The sequence below is a fragment of the Paenibacillus sp. FSL R10-2748 genome, from assembly GCF_038005565.1.
GTDB classification, from domain to species: domain Bacteria; phylum Bacillota; class Bacilli; order Paenibacillales; family Paenibacillaceae; genus Paenibacillus; species Paenibacillus polymyxa_B.
Genome location: NZ_JBBOTK010000001.1, coordinates 1,298,033 through 1,319,484, shown reverse-complemented (window position 1 = coordinate 1,319,484; position 21,452 = coordinate 1,298,033). Strand labels below are relative to the sequence as shown.

Genomic DNA, 21,452 nt, shown 5'->3' with positions numbered 1-21,452 from the left:
AGGAGAAGTATAACATGCGCTTATAAAAGAAAGGCCGGTTATCGTCTTCATTAAACGGACCTTTTCCTGCACGATTTTGGCTTCGATTTCCGAATTGGAGACGGAGGGGCTGAACCTAGCATTACCTTGTCATTCGAGCTTAAAAAAATCCATGCCGATAGTCGGCATGGATGAATTTCTACTATTTTTGGCTTTTGAACTCAGTGGGAGGAACACCCGTTATCTTCTTAAAGACGCGGCTAAAATAGTTCGGGTCCTTATAACCCACTTCAAAGCTGATTTCCTTAAGAGTAAGGTTGCCGGCCTTAATCAGAGAGATGGCTTTATCAATCCGCAGCCGGGTTACGAAGTCGATGAATGTTTCTCCGTATTCCTGTTTGAAAATTTTGCTGAAGTAGTGAGGATTCAAATGGACAAAATCAGCCACTTCTTCCAGCGAAAGATCATCGTTGAACCGTTCCTCGATATACATTTTCGCCCTACCCAGCATAGTCAGTGTTTGAACCTCTCGCTGTTCGCGTATCCGTTGCAGTGCTGACATGACGTATGTCTGCTGAAGCATTCCATTCTCCGCTTTGATGGCAAGCAAAGAAGCGTTTCCAGCCTCTGATGACTTCAGTTCGTCAAAGTGGCAGAAACCTCCATCCCGCTTGCGTAGGGTGGAGGCAAAAACGGCTTCGAAATAGGACTTGCGAAGTCCTTCCTCGCCGCTATGCAGCGATCCGATTCCAATGGCCGTCTTTATACCAAGTTGCTGCTGGGCAAGCTCGGAGAGCTGCTGAACAAGGTGATTCACCAACTGCCGCCAGTCGTTTTCGCCGGTGACAGGTGGCTTTCGTAAAAAAGTGGCTACATGATGGTCGATCAAGGAGCTTACAATGGCATTCGGGCCATGCGTTTTTACATAGCTTCGGAAATGATCGTAAATTTTCTTTTTATCCTGCTCGTCCGTATATCCGTCAAAGGCGGCAATGATGGCGCTTCCCTGATCAAGAGGAAAGTCCAGCCATTCCGATAGCTGGGAAGCGCTTGAATCCACGGTCTGGTCGACCATAAGCATTAAAGCCAGCTCATTTTCTGCGAGCGGCATCAGCTGTGAGATTTTGTGCCTAAGCTCCAATTCTTCCGTACGTGCCCGCTTCTCGCACTCAATTTCTTCAATCAGTCGTTTCAGTGTACCGATGATCAGTTCTCGCTTCGCCGGCTTCAGAATATATTCTTTCACACCCAAAGAGAGCGCCTCCCGGGCATAGGCAAAATAATCATAGGCAGTAACGAGCACGAATCGGGTATCGGGAAGCCGTTCCTTTAATTCACGAAGCGCCGCAAGCCCGTCAATTCCAGGCATATTGATATCCAGAATGGCAATATGGGGACGGTGCTCTTCCGCACATTCAATCGCCATGCGGCCGTTGCCGGCATGAATAAACCGGAATATCCCCGGCATCGCCCGTTCCACTGTCAATTCCAGTCCTTCTCTCTCCAAAGCCTCGTCATCCGCGATCAACAACCGATACATCAGTCTGCTCACTCTCCTTCTTGACTGGAATTCGTATTGTTATGGTAGTACCTCGTCCGATATTGCTATTGATTTCAACCATTCCTTCCTTTCCGTAGAACAACTGCAGCCGCCTAAACACATTTTGCATTCCAAGTCCTGTTGAACTGCCGCTTTCGACTTCGCCTTTAAGATGGAGTACCGACAGTCGGGTTTCCTCCGTCATGCCCTTTCCGTTGTCCGAAATTTCAATTTGTACATCTTCGTTTGCTCTCGATAGCGTTAACATGATAATGGCTCCGTCTTCCATATCTGCCACACCATGAAGAAAAGCGTTTTCAATAAATGGCTGGATCGTCAGGGCCGGAATTTGCTGCTGAAGTACGGAAGCGTCAAAGTGAAGATCAAAGCGAATTCTGTCCCTGAAGCGCGCCTGCTGGATGGTTACGTATTCGCGGATATGATCCAGTTCCTCCTGGAGAGTTACGGGTTTGTCCAGCTTCTGCAGGCTGTACCGTAGCAGATTGGACAGCGAAACGATCAGGTCGCTGGTTTTCTCCGCCCCTTCCAGGATCGCCAGCTTGGAGAGCACATTTAAGGTATTGAATAAAAAGTGCGGGTTAATTTGATTTTGCAGAGCCAGAAGCTCCAGTTCCTTCACAAGCCGCCGCATTTCCAGACTCTGTTTATCCTTCTCGATAAGGATACTCAAATCGGTGGACATTTGCGAAATGGCGTCCGACAGTACGCCTAGCTCGTCATCCCGTCGCGGTTGGGGCTTGATATTCAGATCACCTGTGGCGATTCGCTTCGCCAGTCCGACAAGTCTGCCGACAGGGCCAGTAATGCTGCGCGAGACCCAGATTGCAAGCAAAACCCCCATCAGCGCGTTCATGCCGAACAACGCCACTCCCCATCCGTTCATTCGCTCATTCTTGTTCCGGATGTTCTCAATGATTGGCCGGTAATAAGCCAGTTCATCATCGATCAGTTGCTGACCCTCCTCATGAATATAGCTGACGGTTTTCTCCGCTTCAATATAATGTTCAAAAGCCGATTGAGGATCTTGTGCCTTTGCATCCAGAACTGCGGCTTGTTTCTCTTTAAGAAATGTAGCCAACAGATTCACGTAGTCCTCCTCGGCGAAAGAAGGGTCGGTCGAGGAGGAGACTTCCTGAATTCTGCCTTTCAACTGCATCAATTGGTATTCTGTCGGGCCCTGCACAGCCTTATCGCCTCTTGGATTAAGCAGATAGGCATATAGGAGATTTAAGTTGCTCTCCGCCGATTCGGAGGTTTGCTCGATGAGAAGAATGCGGCCAAGCATTTCATCGTAGCTCTGTTGTACGACCTTTCCGCTTTGGAATACAAAATAAGCGATGATATTGGCGAACACAACTAGAAGAGGGATGAACAGAAGCAGCTTCGTTCTGATCGTCATCGTCTGTCATCTCCGGTCATGTTGTCGGGAGTGTCCGCATGCATCTCATATATCCTGGTGTATGTTAATTCCTGGGGGGGATTCCCCTTTAGATAATCATTCAGTAATTTTATGGACTTAGCCCCCATTTCCTCTGGCTGTTGAACAATGGTCAGTTCGATTTTGCAATCTCTGATGGCTTTCAACGTCTCGGCCATATCGTCAAAAGCGAAAATCTGCAAATTCCGCGCTCCGCGTCGCTCCGAGGCTTCCAGAATGCCAAGGCCGTCCAGCGCACTGAATCCGACCATGTAGCGGATCTGCGGATACCGGGTGAGCATGTTCTGAGCTTGCTGTGCTGCCTGAAGCCGTGAAATATTTGAGGAGCGAATCTCCACAATGCGGAGCTTGGGATAGCGACCGATCACGGAACGAAATCCAGCAAGCCTGAGTCGCTGATTCTCGACGCGCTCGCTACTGATCATAACTCCAATGTCGCCACGCTCTCCAGAGGCTTTCGCTAACAGCGCGCCCATCCGTTTTCCTGCTCCTTCGTTATCCGTTCCCACGTAAGCTAGTCTACGGGAATCTGGTTCATCCGTATCGATCGTGATGACGGGGATGCCAAGTCCGGCTGCTTTGTCGATTAATCGGCGATACTCTGGATCATTTATTCCTTGAACCAGAATTGCATCCGCCTTACTGGCGATCGCTTTATCCAGCAGTTTGACCTGCTCGGACGGATTAATGCGGTCCGGCCCGATATAATCGAGCCGCATACCGTACTGTTCCGCTTCTTTTCGGGCTCCTTGTTCGATTGACCGCCAGTAATAATTATCCAACTCCTGGGATATCAGTACGACTTTTGTATCGGAAACCCCGTCTTTTGGAGAAACCGTCTTCAATAACTCTGCAAATTGGTGAATTTGAAAAGAAGACAGAGTGAACTGGAAGAGCAGCCAGGCAAATAGCAGGAAGACTGGGATAAGGATAAATGTCCATTTACGGTTTGACATGTCTTGCTCCTTTGTAAATATTTACAGACTCACTCATTATACAGCAACAAAACAACCGCACGCAGCTATCGTCAGCATAAGCGCGGTTATTGAGGAGGAATTCCATATTTTAATCAAGGTACATGACCAAAGTAGAAATCTTGAAGGGTAAGCAACAACAGATATTTGAAGAATGGTTTGCCCATCTTACAAGTAGTGAGGAGATGGAAGCCGAGCAAGTACTAAGTGAATTCCGTGGAAAGATAGCATTGGAGATAGGCCCCTGCCAGTAGAATTAGGACATTTTTAAGTCCAGAAACTACTGCAGGGGCTTAAGTATAAAAAAATAACCTCACTAAATCAGACCATGCTTTTTAAAGCTGTGAAACAGTCCATCTTCATCGACAGCATCCGTAATGTCATCTGCAATGGCTTTGAGGCCCGGTTTGGCATTTCCCATAGCAATTCCTAGCGCACAATATTCAATCATTTCAGCATCGTTCATCCCATCTCCGATAGCAATGGTGTCTTCTTGGGATCTTCCCAAATGCTCAATAAGCTTTTCAATAGCTACGGCTTTGTGAATACCGGGAACCATTAGCTCGCCGCTGTCTTGCCCGAAAGCAGATACAGTACATTGAATAACCTCAAATTTCCCTGCAAATTCCTTTTTGATCTGTTCGAAAGGAACATTTTTGTTTTCCAAAAAGCATGCTTTGTTCACGTCACTACGATACAGGTTGTCCTCTCCTATAGTTAGGCCAGTGATAAACGGATGCGGGCGTTGTTCTTTTTTTTCTCTGGCTACGGGATCATTGTCCACATCACCATAGATAAGCCGTTCCACATGGGGCAAAAAGTTTTTACTCGCAAACAGTCCCCCGTTCGATTCCAAATAAAAGTCCAAATCATGTTCATCAAAGTAATCGACCATATGTTTAACATCTTCATCCGATACTTTGTGGTGATATAACATCTCGCCTTCGATTTCTACAAAGCCCCCGCCAGCTCCGATGATCCCGTCAAAACCGACCTCCATGATAAAATCATAAATCTCCGCTTTGGATCGGCCAGTGCATAAATAAATCAGATGTCCGTTCTTTCTCGCTTCGATACATGCTGTTTTTGCAGATTCGGGAATCATACCATCATCATCCACTAGCGTTCCATCTATATCTAAAAAGATAATCTTTTTGTTCATCTTAGGCTGCTCCTTGCTCTCCAATGTTTTCTTTTATGTTACTACATTTACCGCACTTAAAGTACATATTGAACTGAAAAAACACTAGATAGAAAGAGAGAAACGGATGGAGCAAAATGGAAATGGGCAACCCTCTGCTAAAGCGAAAGTTAGGATTTTTGACACCTAAATACGAAACTGGTCATGATTTTGATAACGCTTTCCGCAGAGCTATTGCTACAATGACGGTATATACCAATTCTAATTACCGGAGGTTGAATGCCGTGTCATTTAAAGTAGCTTTTATTGGAGCAGGAAGCATCGGTTTTACCCGTGGAATTTTACGAGATTTGTTATCGGTGCCGGAATTTAACGATATTGAAGTGGCTTTTACGGATATCAGTCAGCACAATCTGGATATGGTTACTGAGCTGTGCCAGCGGGATATTCGTGAGAATGGTTTGTCCATACAGATACAGTCCTCTACGGACCGAAAGATAGCTCTAAAGGATGCCAAATACGTCATTTGTACCATCCGGGTAGGAGGGCTAGAGGGCTTTGCAACCGATGTGGATATTCCGCTGAAATATGGCGTGGATCAATGCGTGGGCGATACACTGTGTGCAGGAGGGATTATGTACGGTCAGCGTGGTATTGCTGAAATGCTGGCCATCTGCAAGGATATCCGCGAGCTAAGTGCACCGGATGTATTGTTGCTGAACTACTCGAACCCGATGGCGATGATTACGTGGGCCTGCAATAAATACAGCGGTGTGCGTACAATCGGCCTATGCCACGGCGTCCAGCATGGGCATCACCAAATTGCCGAGGTGTATGGTCTGGAGAAGCAGGATGTGGACATTGTGTGCGCCGGAATCAATCACCAGACGTGGTACATTCAGGCGTCACATGAAGGCAAGGATCTGACAGCTGGACTGCTGGAGGCTTTTGAAAAACATCCCGAATATAGCCGCACCGAAAAGGTACGCATCGACATGCTTCGTCGTTTTGGCTATTACAGCACAGAGTCGAATGGCCATCTAAGTGAATATGTACCTTGGTACCGGAAGCGTCCGAATGAAATTCTGGACTGGATTGATCTAGGCAGCTGGATCAACGGAGAAACAGGCGGCTATCTGCGTGTATGTACAGAAGGACGTAATTGGTTTGAAACAGATTTCCCCAACTGGATGAAAGAAGACCCATTGGAGTACAAGGCGGAAAATCGCGGTGAAGAGCATGGTTCATACATTATCGAAGGTCTAGAAACCGGACGTGTATACCGGGGGCATTTTAATGTCGTAAATAACGGTGTGATTTCCAATTTGCCGGACGATGCGATTATTGAAGCGCCTGGATATGTGGATCGGAATGGTATCTCCATGCCACATGTAGGAGACCTTCCGCTCGGTCTTGCTGCCGTCTGCAATGTAAGTATTTCCGTCCAGCGTTTGGCTGTTGAAGCGGCTGTGCACGGAGATGATAAGTTGCTGCGGCAAGCGTTTATGATGGATCCGCTAGTGGGCGCGGTGTGTAATCCGAAAGAAATTTGGCAGATGGTCGATGAAATGCTGGTGGCCCAGGAAGCATGGTTGCCGCAATACGGAGCAGCAATTGTCGAGGCGCGTCAACGTCTGGCTGCAGGCGATCTGATTCCAACCCGACCTTATGAGGGAGCAGCGCGACTTAAGGTGAAGACGGTTGAAGAAATGCAGCTGGATCGGGATGCCGCCAATAAAAATGCAGGGCAATCCGATAAGGGCAAGGATCGCGAAAAAGTGTAGAACAACAAGAGCATAGATTGACTTCACAACAATAAAAGGGTGTTTTCACGGTCATGTGGCCTGAAAACACCCTTTTGCTGTCGATAGATATAACGATTTGGCATAGTTGGCGTTCTGGAGTTTATCATTGTCGATTTGAGCTGACGGAAATTAAAGAATGCAGTCTTGCTTTTTTTGAATTCGCTCTTTTGCTGTCGATCCTAAATCTCCTGAGAGCTTGTCATAGCAGGGATGTTCAACAAATGAAGGAACCGGTTTCAGAAAAAGAGGTGCCACAACGAACCGTTAGAGTGGCAATTCATATGCCTAATTAATAATGTAGTCCTTAATTTATTCAATTTACAGCAGATTTCCAGCTCACTATAATCTAACATAGGAGGTGACAAAAAGGGGAAAATGTGAGCGCATGGACAAATAGAAAGCGCTTACCTTTCGCAACTATGAACGCCGCTTTTTTTTTGGAGAGAGTAGGCGTAACTCACATTTAATCATGTAACAATCAGGTGCCGACATAGGAAGATTCAACAAAATCCACGGAAAGATAGGTGAAGCAATTGAAAACAAAGCAAGTGCTTCGTAAAAGCATGAAGTATGCTTTTGCGCTATCACTCGTCGCAAGCAGCTTTCTACCAGGTGCAGGATTTACGGATAAAATACATGCAGAATCCCATGTGGACAATCCTTACCAAGGGGCGACAAAATATGTTAGTCCTGATTATGCGGCTAGTGTTGATACATCGATTGCCAAGATTACGGATGCCAATCTGAAAGCAAAAATGCAAACGGTCAAAACATTCCCGACAGCCGTATGGCTTGATCGTATCGCTGCTATTAACGGCGGTGGAGGCAAGCTTGGCCTGGAAGCGCATTTGGACCAAGTATTGGCGCAAAAGAAAGGCAGCACACCGATTACGGCGGAATTTATTGTGTATGATCTGCCCGGACGGGATTGTCATGCCTTGGCTTCCAATGGTGAATTACCGCTGACTCAGGCAGGGCTGGAAACATATAAAAAGGATTATGTTGACAAAATTGCTTCTATTTTTGCAAATCCCAAATATAAGGATATTCGTATCGTAGCGATCATTGAACCAGATAGTTTGCCAAACCTGGTAACCAATCTGGATGATCCTAAATGTGCGCAAGCCAAGTCTACAGGGATTTATGAAGCTGGCGTTAAGTACACAATGAATAAGCTGAACGAGATTCCGAATGTGTACAAATACGTAGATATCGGTCACTCTGGCTGGTTAGGTTGGGATAACAACCGTGCAGCAACGGTATCCCTGTTTACAACTATCTTCAAAGACACTAGCAAAGGTCTGTCCAGTGTAGATGGCTTTATCACGAATACAGCCAATACTTCACCGCTGACAGAACCTAATTTGCCTGATCCAAATCTGAATGTCGGCGGACAACCGATCAAATCGTCCAAGTACTATGAATGGAATCCTAATTTCGATGAATCGGATTTCGCAGAGTCATTGCATAGAGATTTTGTCAGCGCAGGCTGGCCGAGCTCACTCGGTATGTTAATTGATACAGGCCGTAACGGATGGGGCGGACCTAACCGTCCGACTTCCGCAGTCGGCAATGATATTAACTCCTATGTAAACTCAGGCCGTGTTGACAAACGCTCGCACCGTGGTAACTGGTGTAATAACAGCGGAGCAGGTATGGGAACACCGCCACAAACGGCTCCAGCTGGCCATATTGATGCTTATGTATGGGCGAAACCTCCGGGTGATTCCGATGGTTCCAGCTCACTCATTCCGAACGATGAGGGTAAAGGCTTTGACCGTATGTGTGATCCTACCTATACAACCAAGGATGGCACATTAACAGATGCTTTACCGAATGCACCTATTTCAGGAGCATGGTTCCATGATCAGTTTGTGATGCTGGTACAAAATGCGTACCCTGCAATCGTGCCTTCCACTGGTGGTGTGGACCCAGCGCCTACAGCTCCAGCTGTACCGTCAGGCTTAAAGGCTGTTGTGGGTAATGCTCAAGTAACGCTGACTTGGAATGCGTCTACTGGTGCCGATAGCTACACGGTAAAACGTGCCACTAGCGAAGCAGGTCCTTTTACAGCCGTTGCGCCTCTTGTAACGGAAAGAGAGTACACGGATAAGGGGCTGACGAACGGAACAACTTACTTCTATGTTGTAAGTGCTACGAATGCGAAAGGAACAAGTAAGGATTCCGCAACGGTAAGCGCTGAACCTAAAGGTACACCGACTGATCCAACCGACCCTACAGAACCAGCGGGTGATCTGGTTGTAATGTACCGGGCTGGTGACACCGACCCAGCTAATAACGCAGTCAAGCCTTTCCTTAACCTGAAAAATAAAGGTACAACACCCGTGAAGCTGAGTGAGCTGAAAATCCGCTATTACTTCACGAAGGATGGCAGCCAAGAGCTGCAATCTGCAGTAGACTATGCGCAAGTAGGCAATGATAACGTGCTGCGTACCATTACAGACAACTATATTGAAATTGGTTTCAGTACTGCTGCCGGCACGCTTGCTGCTGGAGCGCAAACAGGTGATATTCAGATCCGCATGAACAATAGTGACTGGTCTAACCTGAACGAATCCAATGATTACTCCTTCGATCCAACGAAAACCTCTTATGCAGAATGGAACAAAGTAACGTTGTTCCACAATGATAAGCTGGTGTGGGGAATCGAGCCTTAGGATTTAGCCAGAACAAGTGCCCTTGAGTGATTTAAAAGTATTAAAAGAAGGCTACGGCATAGCTGTCGTAGTCTTTTTTACGTCTTCGAATAAAGAATTTGATGACCAAGGGAATAAGCATTGAAATTGTGTATAATGAAAAAAAGAATGCTGTTCTACTGTGGAGGGTCATCATGAGCAAAAAGTTAATCTTAGATGTAGATACTGGCATTGACGACGCGCTTGCTATTGCGTATGCGGTCCATTCGCCGGAATTGGAGCTACTCGGTATTACAACCACCTTTGGTAATATCTCGGTGGAGGAGGCAACACGTAACTCACTGATTCTGCTGGAAAAACTGGGGGTAGAGGCTCCGGTCGTGTCTGGCGCTCACAAGCCGTATGCTCGGGAGTTGTTCAAACCTTATTCCCGGCATATTCACGGTGAAGACGGTATTGGCAATCAATTGAAAGGAGCGCCCTCCCGTCAGGCTGCGTCTGGGGATGCGGCTGACTTTATTATCGGACAGGCTCGTCGCTATGAAGGCAAACTTACCCTGGTAGCTGTGGGACCGCTAACCAATCTTGCGATTGCATTGGATCGCTGCCCCGAATTGCCCCAATTGCTTGACCGCCTGATCATCATGGGCGGCGCGGTTACAGTGAAAGGGAATGTAACTCCGACGGCTGAAGCGAATATTTACGCCGATCCAGAAGCCGCAGCCTATGTGCTGGGAGCGGGCTTTCCGCTTACGCTCGTTGGGCTGGACGTCACGATGCAAACACTGCTTCCCCAGCAGGATGTGGACAAATGGCGTGAGCAAGGGACCGAGCTGGGTGCGTTTATGGCAGATATGACAGACTTTTATATGGAAGCCTATCGCAATTTCAGACCTGGTATTGCAGGCTGTGCTTTGCATGATCCACTGGCTGTAGGATTAGCGATAGATTCTAGCTTTGTGGAGACGCGTCCAATGCACATTGCCGTTGAGGTGGGCGATTCCGCCGAGGTTGGTCGCACACGTGAGGTGCAAAATGAGAACGAAGCTCAAGCACTGACTACGGTTGATGTGGCACTTAAAGTCGATGCGGAGCGATTTTTGCGTCATTTTCTTAGCCGGGTGGTATAAAAAAATAATTCGAAGATTGCCGATGAACCTACATCGGCAATCTTTTGTGCATACATGTTTTAAGGGCCTTCATCTAGAGGTGGACTCACCGCTATAAAAATCCCATATCATGTTATAATATGTACAATTGGATAAAACTGCCAGACTACAGAGGAGGAGATTGATTGTGTTTTCTGCTGCTCGACGACTACCTTTGCTGGAACATATGTATAATCATGCCCCGACAGGAATCGTGATTTTGTCGAGGGAAGGGAAGTGCCTGTACGTCAATCCCGCCTTTTGCAAAATGGTCGGATATGAGCAGGAGGAATTACTGGATATCCGATATTACCATCTCTTGTATAAAGAGGCTCAGGATCAGCGAGGGTTGAGGGAGGCTTATGCAGGTTGGCTACAGGCTACGGATCAAGTCTATAAGACAGAGCTGCGTTTGAAACATAAAAGGGGAACATCCGTCTGGCTATCGCTGGAATTAACCATATTTGATGATGAGGCTACCGAACAATCTTATTTGATTGCGTATGCAATGGATATCACGGAGAAAAAAGATATGGAGCAGGTGCTCTCGGATAATGAGGATTTGTACATGCTGATTACGGAAAATACGCCGGATGTTATCTCATATAGCACGGCGGACGGCATACTCCAATATATTTCTCCTTCGGTGGAAAAACTCCTAGGCTATACAAAGCAGGAAATGCTCGGCAAAAAGCGGCTCCAATTCTACCATGTTGAAGATGCCGATTATATGCGTGTACATGGACTCTTCAAGGAAACAGGCATCATGAAGCGGCGTGTTCGTCATAAGGACGGGCACTATTTGTGGCTGGAAGTATCGTACCGCATTATTCGGGATGAACAGGGCAGAATCAAGCGAGTACTGTCCATCGGACGCAACATCACAGAGCGCCAGAAGAGCGAGGAGAATTTGGCAAAAGCTCAACGGTTGGCGATGTTCGGCTCATGGGACTGGGATCTGGTCAACAATGTTATGCATTTCTCCAAGGAATTTCGCAGCATTTTTGGTTATCGTGTCAAGTCGGTTGAAACAAGTATTGACGCGTTCATGGCGGCTGTTCATCCAGAAGATACAGAGCGCATGAAACAGATTATCACCAACGTTATATTAAAGGGAGTTCACGAAGAAACCTTTTACCGGATTGTATTGCCGAATGGGGAACAAAAGGTACTGCGTTCAATCTGGGAAGCTGAAATGGACGAGCATGCAGGCAAGCCCGTTCAAGTGGTTGGAATGATCCAGGATGTTACAGAGCACCGGGAAATGGAGCAGCGTCTGCGCGAAAGTGAAAACCGTTATAGGTCACTGTTTCAGCATAATCCACTCGGGATATGCGCCGTGAATATGGAAGGTCATATCTTGAGCGTGAATCCGAGCTTGGAGGAGCTTACGGGTTATACGAAGGATAAGCTGCTTGGGGCTGACATACTCATCATGGCTTCCTCTGAGGAACAGGACAAAATCAAGCGTCACATGGAGCTGGCCAAGCAGGGTGAGACGCAAACCTATGAATCGGAATTTATACATAAGGAGGGGGAGCGTCTATTCATCAAGATGACGAATATCCCGATTTTCGTGCAAGAGGAAATTGTAGGCTGCTACGGGATTATAGAAAATGTTACCCCTCTTAAAAGCTACATTGCTCAAATTGAAAAGCTCAGTAATGAGCATTCGCTTATTTTGAATGCCGTATCCGAAGGAATTGTAGGTTTAAGTACCGAAGGACATGTCCGCTTTATGAACCCGGCAGCTGTTGAGATGTTTGGCGTAGGATCGGCCAATCCGCTGAATGGCGCTTGCATAGACATGATCCTCCATGCTGACGAAATTGGCAGTCATTTTCCGGACGAACAGTCCTCTATTCTTCAAGCGATTCGAAGCGGAGCCTCTTATCAGGCAGAGGAAGCTGTATTTTGGAAAAAAGGCGGGTCCAGCTTTCTGGCCTCCTATCGAATCAGCCCTTTGATGGATAATGGCGAGCGAAAAGGGGCTGTGATGGTTTTTGTAGACAGGACGAATGAAAAGGAGATCATTCGGGCCAAGGAGTCTGCCGAACGCGCCGATCGGGCCAAGTCAGAGTTTCTTTCTGTGATGAGTCATGAGCTCCGTACACCGATGAACGGCATTATAGGCATGGCGGGGTTACTGGCAGATACTGAATTGGATGAGGAGCAGCGTAGCTATATAGACATTATTACCAGTAGCAGCGGTGCTTTAATGCAGATATTGAACGAGATACTGGATTTGAGCAAAATCGAAGCTGGCAAAATGTCTTTGCTGCACGAGTCCTTTGTGCTAGATGATGTGGTGGGCAGTGTGGCTGACCTATTCATGACGCAGGCTATGGAAAAAGGCATTGAGCTGGAATGGCATGTGGATCAGGAAATGCCGGGGATGCTGGTCGGTGATCATGTGCGTATTCGACAGGTGCTGGTGAATTTGGTGAGCAATGCGATCAAATTTACGGAGCGAGGGCGTGTAAATATCTTTGTGGAGAGAAAGGCTTACAGCCGTCGTAAAAATAGATGCCTGATTGAGTTCAGTGTAACGGATACTGGAATCGGTATCCCAGCAGACCGCCAGCATCTATTGTTTCAGCCTTTTTCCCAGCTTCATCCGGCACTGAACCGAAAATATGGAGGGACGGGACTAGGATTGTCCATCTGTAAAAACTTGGTCAAGCTGATGGGGGGGGCTATTGGTGTAGATAGCGATGAGGCCAGAGGAGCGACGTTCCGGTTCCAGCTGGATCTTAAGCTGCCGGAAGGTTCAACGCTTGCGAATATAAGCCGTGATGAACCTTATGAGTCAAAGGAAGGCTAAAAAGAGATAGCCGTGATGCGTGATGCATCACGGCTATTTTTGTAAGGAATAACCAAAGAAAAGATTGACAAACTGTTCTAACTGTACTATTAATGATAGTACAGTTAGAACAGTTCAGTATATACAAGTGAATCAGAATAAGTCTTGAAAGGAGGAAGTCCATGTTCGAGCTGGATATCCGCAGCCGCAAGCCGATCTACGAACAGCTTATGGACAGGGTAAAGGAAATGATCGTGTACGGATCACTTCAGCCGGATGAGCAATTGCCTTCCGTACGGACATTGTCCGCTCAGCTTACGGTGAATCCGAATACGATTCAGAAGGCGTATCGAGAGTTGGAACGAGAAGGATACATTTATTCCGTTCAAGGCAAAGGCAGCTTTGTCACACCTGCCGAGCATCAGCCGCAGCAAATAAAGCGGGATGAGATTCGGGCGGCATTGTTAAAACAGATGATCGAAGCCGTCCATTTCGGTTTTACGCAGCAGGAAGTGGACGACATATACGTGGAAGCTATACAAACAAAGGAAAGGGGGATGTCCCTTGATTGAATTAAGGGAAGTCACAAAGACATTTACAGAAGAAAAGGCTGTCGATCAGCTCGCCCTTACGGTGAAGAAGGGCTCTATTTTTGGGTTGCTGGGCTCGAACGGGGCAGGGAAAACGACACTGCTCAAAATCATCGCCGGGATTTACCGACCGGATGCAGGAAAGGTACTGATTGGCGGACAGTCCGTATATGAGCAGCCTGAAGTCAAGCAGTACATTCTGTTTATGCCAGACACCCCCTATTTTTTTCCGCAAGCGACAATTCGTCAGATGGCCCGGTTTTACCGCTCCATTTATCCGAGCTGGAGCGAGGAACGCTACATACAGCTTACGGAGATTTTTAAGCTAGATCCTAAACGAAAGCTTCACCGTTTTTCCAAGGGGATGAAGCGTCAGGCTGCTTTTTTGCTTGCCTTGAGCTGTATGCCTGAGCTGCTCATTTTGGATGAACCGATTGATGGGCTGGACCCGGTGATGCGTAGAATGATCAAAAATTTACTGTTCCAGGAAACCGCTGCACGCGAGATGACCGTCGTGATCTCATCTCATAACTTGCGTGAAATAGAAGACATGTGTGATCACGTCGGCATTATGCACCAGGGTCGGATGCTGCTGGAAAAAGAGGTCGACGACCTCAAGTCTGATACGCATAAGGTACAGGTTGCCTTTCGTGACAGCACGCATGAGGAAGCCGTATGTGGACAACTTTCGGTTGTACATAAGGAGCGGAGGGGCAGTGTTCTACTGCTTATTATCCGGGGTGAGCGAGAGCGGATTGCAGAGACGATTGAAGCGTATGAGCCGCATGTGTTCGATTTGCTACCGTTGACGCTTGAAGAAATTTTCATTTATGAAATGGAGGACGCAGGTTATGACATCCAACCGATTCTTCTGTAGCGGCGGCGTAATTCGCCAAAGCCTGAGACAGCATGGCTGGATCGGTCTGTTGTACTTGGTGGGATTGCTATTTACAGTACTGCTGCCATTGTTTATGAGCATTGGTGATGAACAACCACGAGTGGTTTTAAAAAGCTTGTTCGATAGCACAAGCTCAGGTAATGAATTGCAAAAATTAATTTTAGTGACCGTACCGGTGCTGGCAGGTGTGATGCTGCTTCGTTTTATTCAGCGACAGGGGCCATCCGATTTGTATCATAGCCTACCTTTGCGTAGAGAGCATCTATTAACGGCACATTTGATTAGCGGTCTTATTCTTTTACTTGTACCTGTATGGCTGACTGCGGGAGTAACTGCCTGGGTTAACACGTCAGTCGAACTGCCTTATATTTTTCATATCAATGATATTGGATCGTGGGCACTGGTCGTGTCCATCCTTACGATTTTCCTGTTTACCTTTACTGTGTTTGTAGGTATTTGTGTGGGACAATCGTTGCTACAGACTGTGGTAGTGTATGTTTTGCTGCTATTGCCTCAGTTTCTATTCATGATGATGGGGCGTTTTCTGGAGCGTAATTTATACGGATATGTGCAGGTGCGAGAAACCATTGTTCAATATATTAATGGTGGGGAGTTTCGCAGCAGTAATAATATTTGGGATAACTTATCGCCGTTTGTACGCATTATGGACAATTTGCCGCATCGCGCCTTTTCCTACATGGAGCTGCTTGCCTATATAGGTATCTCCCTGCTGTTTGTCGCCTTGAGTTATGGTTTGTACCGTAAACGCTTGGTCGAGAAGGCGACTCAGGCCATGGCGTTTTCTTTCTTTCAACCTTTGTTCAAGGCAGGAGTTATACTATGCACCATGCTTGTACTAGGCGATTATTTTTATAATGCAAGTACAAGAGGAGCAAATTGGTCGATTTTTGGGTATGCACTTGGAGCTATTTTAGGCTATATCGTTGTAGAGATGGTCGTCCGCAAGACGTGGCAAATTGTGCGTGTTCGTGCTTTGGTGGAAATGGTCGTTTACGGTGTGATCATGGGGCTGGTATTATATATCCCGATTTCAGGTTGGTTGGGTTATGAGGACCGGATTCCAACAGCACACTCCGTAGAAAAAGTTTATGTGGGGCAAGAGGAGCCTCTGGGGAGAGATGCACAAAAAGAAGCTTATTTCTCCCAAGACAGGGCCTACATTGCCTCTGTACTGAATTTACATCGTGAACTCGTACGTGCACATGCAGCAGGTGAGAAATCGTTGTCCAAAAATCTGGCGGTCGAATCGGCAGTTATAGTCTACCGTTTGGATGATGGTTCCACCATGACTCGCCGCTATACATTCCCTGAGAAGCCTTTCCGGACGGAACTGACTAAAGTGATGGAAGCTGAGCCTTACAAAACGGTAAGATATAAGCTGGATAAGCTACAAGGAAAAGCAGAGACGATTAATATCGAATCCTTAGATGATAATGAAAGACGAGTGGTTTTAACCAATCCCAAAGAAACTCGTGAATTTGAAGCCGTACTCAGAGAAGAAGTATTAAATATGAGTTATAGCGAAATGCAATCAGAGGAATATCCATTAGGAAGTGTTTCTATTACAAATAAAGAGTCATCTTTTACCAATGACGAACCGAAATGGAAGCGTGAACTCTCATTTAATTGGCCGGCTTCCTATCACAAGCTTACAGATTGGTTAGAACAAAAGGGATATGCGGATAAGGTCATCATTGATGCTAAGGATATTTTTTCGATACGGGCTGTTCCTATTATTACTGAAGAGCTTGAGCCTTATCGACCCAATCAGTATATTGAAGACTATAAACTATTTAGAAGCATTCAGCAGAAGCACAAAGCAATAACTATTGAAGATCCGAAGCTTTGGAGTACTGTATTGGAAAAGCGCAGACCCTATAGCTATACTCCAAATATGGCGAAGGGTACTTACCTATTTCAGGTCAAGATCAAACCTTTATTTAGTGCAGATCCCCACACAGGCTATTGCTATTTAACTCCAAACGAAATGACACCGGAGCTTGCAAAGGCTTTACCGACAGTTCCTTAAGCCCACGATATGGCTATACAGGATGACGATTCCCTCCCGTTTGGCGATGCCGGGTTCGACCTCGTGCTGAATAAGCATGAGTCATTTTCGCCAACGGAGGTACGACGTATTTTGCGCTTGTCTACTATTTAAAAGCTATTGAATGGCAGATTGCAGACTTTCAGCCAGAGAAATATATAGAACAGCTGTATGGTCTGTATTTGGATATCCAACGTGATGGGTACTGGGACGTGAAGCAGCACCGTTTTTTGATCCATGCCAGAGCAATATAAAGAAGATTCGATACCAAAAAGGCCTTTCCCGTGGGGGAGGCCTTTTTTGCCATAAGCATTAGGGTAAGAACAATATCAGAAGCCACATGGCGGTTGGCAGTGAAATACCAACGGCTATCGCTATATAGGGCAAGGGAGTTCGAAAGTAGTTTTTACAGTCCGCCTCCTTGTCCTTTTTCTCGTGATAGAACGCTACCTGGGTTGCAAAGCTGTGAAGTAGCTTGAGTGCTTCATCGCTGGGAATATGCTGTAAGGAAAGCCATAGATCATCGTGTGCTTTCCGGAGCAAGGTTACATCAGATGTATTATTCGGATGATCGGATAAGGACATTTTTATCCTCCTCTCGTATACTAATCTTTACCATAATTGTACAATGAAGAAGCAATGGCTTACAGTCTCATTTCATTCATTAGTTATAGGGGGATGTACATGTCTGATCCAAAGGAAGTTATAACCAAGCCGGAAAAGAATGAGTCTGTGCGGATAGCATGGTTTTGGCCATGGCTGGGTGGTACGTTTATGTTTGGATTGTTTTCAGTCATGTTTAATGTAGTTTGGAGTATGGTTGTGGCACCCCAAGTGCAGCTTCTGCTGAGGCATGAAGGTGTCACAGATACAACTGTGTTTGTAATACTACTTCTATATGCATGGATTATCGGTCTCATTTTTGCAGCTTATGGTGCCTTGAGTGCGCGTATGTCCAGCATGGGCAAGCTTTCGCTGATGCTGACCGGGCTATTATCATTATTATGTGGGCTGTGGTTGTGGATTGTAGGCATACAAGGGTCTGGTGGCCAACCTGCTGAAGTGGGAGGGGCGTGGGAGCTCTTTTCACTCTATCACGCTTGGGCGGAGCCTGTGTTGGAGGTATTGGGGCCATATACACAGCATGGTGAAATCTGGTTTCTACTGGCTGCACTGCTGCCGATAGCTGGCATGGTAATAGGAGTTGGGGTGAATCGTTATCCAGCGGTGACCGACAAGAATGGTAAGGTGGATCATAGATGGCAATGGAGTGTTGCCGCAATATCTGCTGCGCTCGTCATTGTGCTGACGATTACACTGATGCTTCCTCAACGCCCGTACATTGCAGAGAAGGATTTTCCGGTAGTTGACGGGGCTACGGCGGCCATTCCGTTTGCGCAGGATATGCTGCATGAACTGACTGGAATGAGCAAGGCGCGAGCGGCGCACGAGCTGAGATTCAACACGACCCATCAGGCATATGTCAATTTAATCGAAAAGAAGGCGGATCTGATTCTGGTGGCCGGTCCTTCCGATGAGGAACTGCGTCTGGCGAAAAGTCGGGGAATACAAATGAGGCTCACGCCCATTGGGTGGGATGCGTTTATTTTTCTCGCTCATCAAGACAATCCGGTTAAGGGACTTTCTTCGGAGCAGGTTCGTCGTATATATGAAGGGGCTATCCATAATTGGAATGAAGTAGGGGGCAAGGATCAGCCGATCATTGCTTATCAGCGAGAAGAAAATTCAGGCAGTCAGACATACATGCAAAAGAAAGTGATGGCAGGCCATGAGATGGCTGACCCGCCACGTGAACTACAAATTGGCATTATGGGTGGTATGATTAATGCAGTCGCAGATTTTAACAAGGATCACAACGCGCTCGGATATTCATTTTATTATTTTGCAAATGTGATGCATAATCGTCAAGAGGTCAAATTTTTGTCTATTGATGGAGTAGAGCCGAACAAAGAACACATTCGCTCGAAGCAATATCCATTCACAGCTCAACTGTTCGTGGTCACACGGGAAGGCGAGAAACCAAGCCCTTCGATGCAACGATTACTCGAATGGCTGCAAAGTGAAGAAGGAACCCGGGCCATCGAAAAAGGCGGCTTTGTTCCTGTAAACTCGTAAACCTGAAACGATGGTTCGCATACAGTCACCCGTATATTCACCTTAAGAGTGAAACGAAGACAGCAGGGTAATACATAGAATATGCTTTGCTGTGAATACAATACCCGCACAGCATGTATATCACCAACATAAGGGGATGAACGAAAATGAAGAAAAAAACATCGGTATGGGTGCTTTTGCTCGCCGTAGCCATAGTGACAGCGGGGTGTGAAACAGGCTCGCAAACAGGACAAACGGCTCAAAATGAGCAAAAGGGTGCCGCCTCGGCACAAGCGAATGGTTCGGGAACAACTGTAGATACACCGAAAACAGGAGGACAAGCAACCACAGACTCTACTATAGCGAAGGTCCGCATGGACAATATTACCGCGCTGCGTTTGATCGACGGTCAATCCGGCTGGATCGGCGGAAATGGCTGGATTGCCCGAACGGACGCGGCTGCATCCGGTTCAGTCGGATCGACGTGGAATGTGCAATATCAGGGCCAAGGTACGGTTCAGCAGATTTTTGCCTTGAACGGACAGCAGGCCTGGGCTGTTATGGCAGACAGCGGATCGCTGCTGGCCACTCGCGATGGCGGCAAACGCTGGGAGGTTGTGGGGACTGTACCTGAGCAAGGGCAAGCGGGCTTTTTACACTTTGTATCATCCAAGGAAGGGTTCAGTGGCAGCCAATATACGAAGGATGGCGGGCATAGCTGGTCTTCGCTCCCCATGCCTGGCCACATGGTAGGACAGCCATATTACCATGATCGGCAAAACGGCTGGGCGGTTACGCAGGACACAGACCGTTCGTTTCAGATTTTACACACTGTTAACGGGGGCCAAAAGTGGACTACTGTCATGTCACGCACAACGGAGGCGCCTCTAAATGGAGCCATTATTCGTTCGGTAGAACGTGGCAACGCATGGATCGAGCTGGTTGGAGATACGGGGATGAATCAGACGTCGTATTCGCTTTGGCATACTGCCGATAGTGGACAAAGCTGGCGTGCTGTGCTGGCGAATGCCACCGCTGGCGGCGGTCCGGCACCAGGTATTAGCCAGCAAGAGAACCAGGTTGCCAAAAATGAAGGGACGGCACCAGGTATGCTCTATCCGGTTAATAGCAGTACCGCATGGATGGGTGGCTACTGCGCACCGTGCGACAAGCCTAATACGATCGGCTGGACGACTGACGGCGGCAAGACGTGGAACAATGGCAAGCAAGGCTTTGACGGTTATGGCGGACAGCAAATCGGGATGGCAAATGCCAAGGAAGGCTGGGCTATTTTCTCAGATTCAGAGCAGGCCCCAGTTATGTATACCACCTCGGATGGTGGACAGCATTGGACGCAGAGCCATGTATTTGACAAGCCTGTGGCATCAGGATCCTAAGGAGGGATGAATATGAGCCATCATAAGAAAAGTGTGATTAGATGGACTGACGGTCGTGAAGTACCGTTAATCGGGCAGGGTACGTGGAATATGGGTGAAAAAGCGTCACTCCGGCAGGAAGAGGTGCGCGCGCTTCAACTAGGCTTGGAGCTGGGTATGACGCTGGTGGACACGGCTGAAATGTATGCGGAGGGCGGCGCAGAAGAGATCGTCGGAGAGGCCATTCGGGGTCGCCGGGACGATGTCTATCTTGTTAGCAAGGCGTATCCTCATCATGCGGACCGCCAAGGACTGGCTCAAGCGTGCGAAGCGAGCCTAACCCGAATGGGAACAGAGTACATGGACATGTATCTGTTGCATTGGCGCGGGAATATTCCGCTGGAAGAAACGGTACAAGGCATGGAAAAACTGCGTGAGCAGGGCAAAATCCGCAGCTGGGGAGTGTCCAATCTGGACAAATCCGACATGGAGGAGCTATGGAGCCTGAGTAGAAGCGAAGCCTGCGCTGTTAACCAAGTGCTGTATCACGCAGCTTCGCGTGGCATCGAATATGATCTGCTACCTTGGAGCCGTACGCATGGGGTGCCTGTGATGGCCTATTGCCCGATTGCCCAAGGTGGCCGCCTGCGACGGGGTCTGTTGGAGCATCCTGTTATGGTAGACATTGCTGCCAGCCACGGGGTAACTCCATCCCAAGTTGCGCTTGCGTGGGTCATACGGGACGGTGATGTCTGGGCAATTCCGAAGGCGGTGCAGGAATTGCATGTACGACAAAATGCAGCGGCAGCCAGTATTCGGCTCACTCCTGAACAACTTCAACAAATAGACAAAGCTTTTCCTCCGCCAACGCGGAAGCAGCCGCTGGATATTGTTTGACG

Annotated in this window: 15 protein-coding genes; 10 read left to right on the top strand and 5 right to left on the bottom strand. The window is 47.4% G+C overall.

Features of this window, described 5'->3' with window-relative positions:
• Nucleotides 1-181: 181 nt before the first annotated feature.
• The 4 genes from NSS66_RS06045 to NSS66_RS06030 all read right to left on the bottom strand — a co-directional run bounded on the left by NSS66_RS06045 (nt 182) and on the right by NSS66_RS06030 (nt 5,114).
• Nucleotides 182-1,519 carry a response regulator transcription factor gene (locus tag NSS66_RS06045; protein WP_076264449.1) on the bottom strand — a complete coding sequence of 446 codons (1,338 nt, stop codon included), beginning with the start codon at nt 1,517-1,519 and terminating at the stop codon, nt 182-184.
• On the bottom strand, nt 1,494-2,939 hold the full coding sequence (locus tag NSS66_RS06040; protein WP_071559103.1) for a sensor histidine kinase: 1,446 nt from the start codon (nt 2,937-2,939) through the stop codon (nt 1,494-1,496). The genes NSS66_RS06045 and NSS66_RS06040 overlap by 26 nt, the downstream gene beginning before the upstream one ends.
• On the bottom strand, nt 2,936-3,934 hold the full coding sequence (locus NSS66_RS06035) for a sugar-binding protein (protein ID WP_023987287.1): 999 nt from the start codon (nt 3,932-3,934) through the stop codon (nt 2,936-2,938). Before NSS66_RS06035 ends, NSS66_RS06040 begins: the two co-directional genes overlap by 4 nt.
• A 334-nt stretch (nt 3,935-4,268) precedes the next feature.
• Nucleotides 4,269-5,114, bottom strand: a complete 846-nt coding sequence (locus NSS66_RS06030) for a Cof-type HAD-IIB family hydrolase (protein WP_023987289.1) — start codon at nt 5,112-5,114, stop codon at nt 4,269-4,271.
• A gap of 263 nt (nt 5,115-5,377) precedes the next feature.
• On the opposite strand from NSS66_RS06030, the gene NSS66_RS06025 reads away from it, so the two are divergent.
• The 7 genes from NSS66_RS06025 (at nt 5,378) to NSS66_RS05995 (ending at nt 17,044) form a co-directional block, all read left to right on the top strand.
• Entirely contained in the window at nt 5,378-6,877 is a 1,500-nt protein-coding gene (locus tag NSS66_RS06025) for an alpha-glucosidase/alpha-galactosidase (RefSeq protein ID WP_028543208.1), read from the top strand.
• 545 nt (nt 6,878-7,422) lie between these two features.
• Entirely contained in the window at nt 7,423-9,576 is a 2,154-nt protein-coding gene (locus tag NSS66_RS06020) for a glycoside hydrolase family 6 protein (RefSeq protein WP_340958570.1), read from the top strand.
• A 173-nt stretch (nt 9,577-9,749) separates the two neighbouring features.
• The gene (locus NSS66_RS06015; RefSeq protein WP_028543206.1) at nt 9,750-10,685 is read left to right on the top strand and encodes a nucleoside hydrolase; all 936 of its coding nucleotides are present in this window, start codon (nt 9,750-9,752) and stop codon (nt 10,683-10,685) included.
• Between the two features lie 166 nt (nt 10,686-10,851).
• Nucleotides 10,852-13,527, top strand: coding sequence for a PAS domain S-box protein (locus NSS66_RS06010; protein WP_028543205.1), 2,676 nt, complete (start codon nt 10,852-10,854; stop codon nt 13,525-13,527).
• 161 nt (nt 13,528-13,688) lie between these two features.
• Entirely contained in the window at nt 13,689-14,078 is a 390-nt protein-coding gene (locus tag NSS66_RS06005; RefSeq protein WP_023987294.1) for a GntR family transcriptional regulator, read from the top strand.
• Nucleotides 14,071-14,973 carry an ABC transporter ATP-binding protein gene (locus NSS66_RS06000; protein ID WP_071559100.1) on the top strand — a complete coding sequence of 301 codons (903 nt, stop codon included), beginning with the start codon at nt 14,071-14,073 and terminating at the stop codon, nt 14,971-14,973. The genes NSS66_RS06005 and NSS66_RS06000 overlap by 8 nt, the downstream gene beginning before the upstream one ends.
• Nucleotides 14,948-17,044 carry a DUF6449 domain-containing protein gene (locus tag NSS66_RS05995; RefSeq protein WP_340958569.1) on the top strand — a complete coding sequence of 699 codons (2,097 nt, stop codon included), beginning with the start codon at nt 14,948-14,950 and terminating at the stop codon, nt 17,042-17,044. Before NSS66_RS06000 ends, NSS66_RS05995 begins: the two co-directional genes overlap by 26 nt.
• Before the next feature lie 330 nt (nt 17,045-17,374).
• Here the strand turns inward: NSS66_RS05995 and NSS66_RS05985 are convergent, their stop codons facing one another.
• Nucleotides 17,375-17,647, bottom strand: coding sequence for a hypothetical protein (locus tag NSS66_RS05985; RefSeq protein ID WP_069079703.1), 273 nt, complete (start codon nt 17,645-17,647; stop codon nt 17,375-17,377).
• A 99-nt stretch (nt 17,648-17,746) separates the two neighbouring features.
• Here NSS66_RS05985 and NSS66_RS05980 point away from each other — a divergent pair, with 99 nt between their 5' ends.
• From NSS66_RS05980 to NSS66_RS05970, 3 genes are all read left to right on the top strand, one after another.
• Nucleotides 17,747-19,198 carry a PstS family phosphate ABC transporter substrate-binding protein gene (locus NSS66_RS05980; RefSeq protein WP_279832050.1) on the top strand — a complete coding sequence of 484 codons (1,452 nt, stop codon included), beginning with the start codon at nt 17,747-17,749 and terminating at the stop codon, nt 19,196-19,198.
• Nucleotides 19,199-19,344: 146 nt separating this feature from the next.
• Nucleotides 19,345-20,574: a hypothetical protein gene (locus NSS66_RS05975; RefSeq protein WP_340958568.1), complete on the top strand. Its 1,230-nt coding sequence runs from the start codon at nt 19,345-19,347 to the stop codon at nt 20,572-20,574.
• 12 nt (nt 20,575-20,586) lie between these two features.
• Nucleotides 20,587-21,450, top strand: coding sequence for an aldo/keto reductase (locus tag NSS66_RS05970; RefSeq protein WP_340958567.1), 864 nt, complete (start codon nt 20,587-20,589; stop codon nt 21,448-21,450).
• Nucleotides 21,451-21,452: the final 2 nt, after the last annotated feature.

Coding starts and splice junctions, on each gene's coding strand:
- NSS66_RS06015 (WP_028543206.1), top strand. CDS start 9,750: ATGAGCAAAAAGTTAATCTTAGATGTAGATACTGGCATTGACGACGCG.
- NSS66_RS06040 (WP_071559103.1), bottom strand. CDS start 2,939: ATGACGATCAGAACGAAGCTGCTTCTGTTCATCCCTCTTCTAGTTGTG.
- NSS66_RS05995 (WP_340958569.1), top strand. CDS start 14,948: ATGACATCCAACCGATTCTTCTGTAGCGGCGGCGTAATTCGCCAAAGC.
- NSS66_RS06035 (WP_023987287.1), bottom strand. CDS start 3,934: ATGTCAAACCGTAAATGGACATTTATCCTTATCCCAGTCTTCCTGCTA.
- NSS66_RS05970 (WP_340958567.1), top strand. CDS start 20,587: ATGAGCCATCATAAGAAAAGTGTGATTAGATGGACTGACGGTCGTGAA.
- NSS66_RS05975 (WP_340958568.1), top strand. CDS start 19,345: ATGAAGAAAAAAACATCGGTATGGGTGCTTTTGCTCGCCGTAGCCATA.
- NSS66_RS06005 (WP_023987294.1), top strand. CDS start 13,689: ATGTTCGAGCTGGATATCCGCAGCCGCAAGCCGATCTACGAACAGCTT.
- NSS66_RS06030 (WP_023987289.1), bottom strand. CDS start 5,114: ATGAACAAAAAGATTATCTTTTTAGATATAGATGGAACGCTAGTGGAT.
- NSS66_RS05985 (WP_069079703.1), bottom strand. CDS start 17,647: ATGTCCTTATCCGATCATCCGAATAATACATCTGATGTAACCTTGCTC.
- NSS66_RS05980 (WP_279832050.1), top strand. CDS start 17,747: ATGTCTGATCCAAAGGAAGTTATAACCAAGCCGGAAAAGAATGAGTCT.
- NSS66_RS06045 (WP_076264449.1), bottom strand. CDS start 1,519: ATGTATCGGTTGTTGATCGCGGATGACGAGGCTTTGGAGAGAGAAGGA.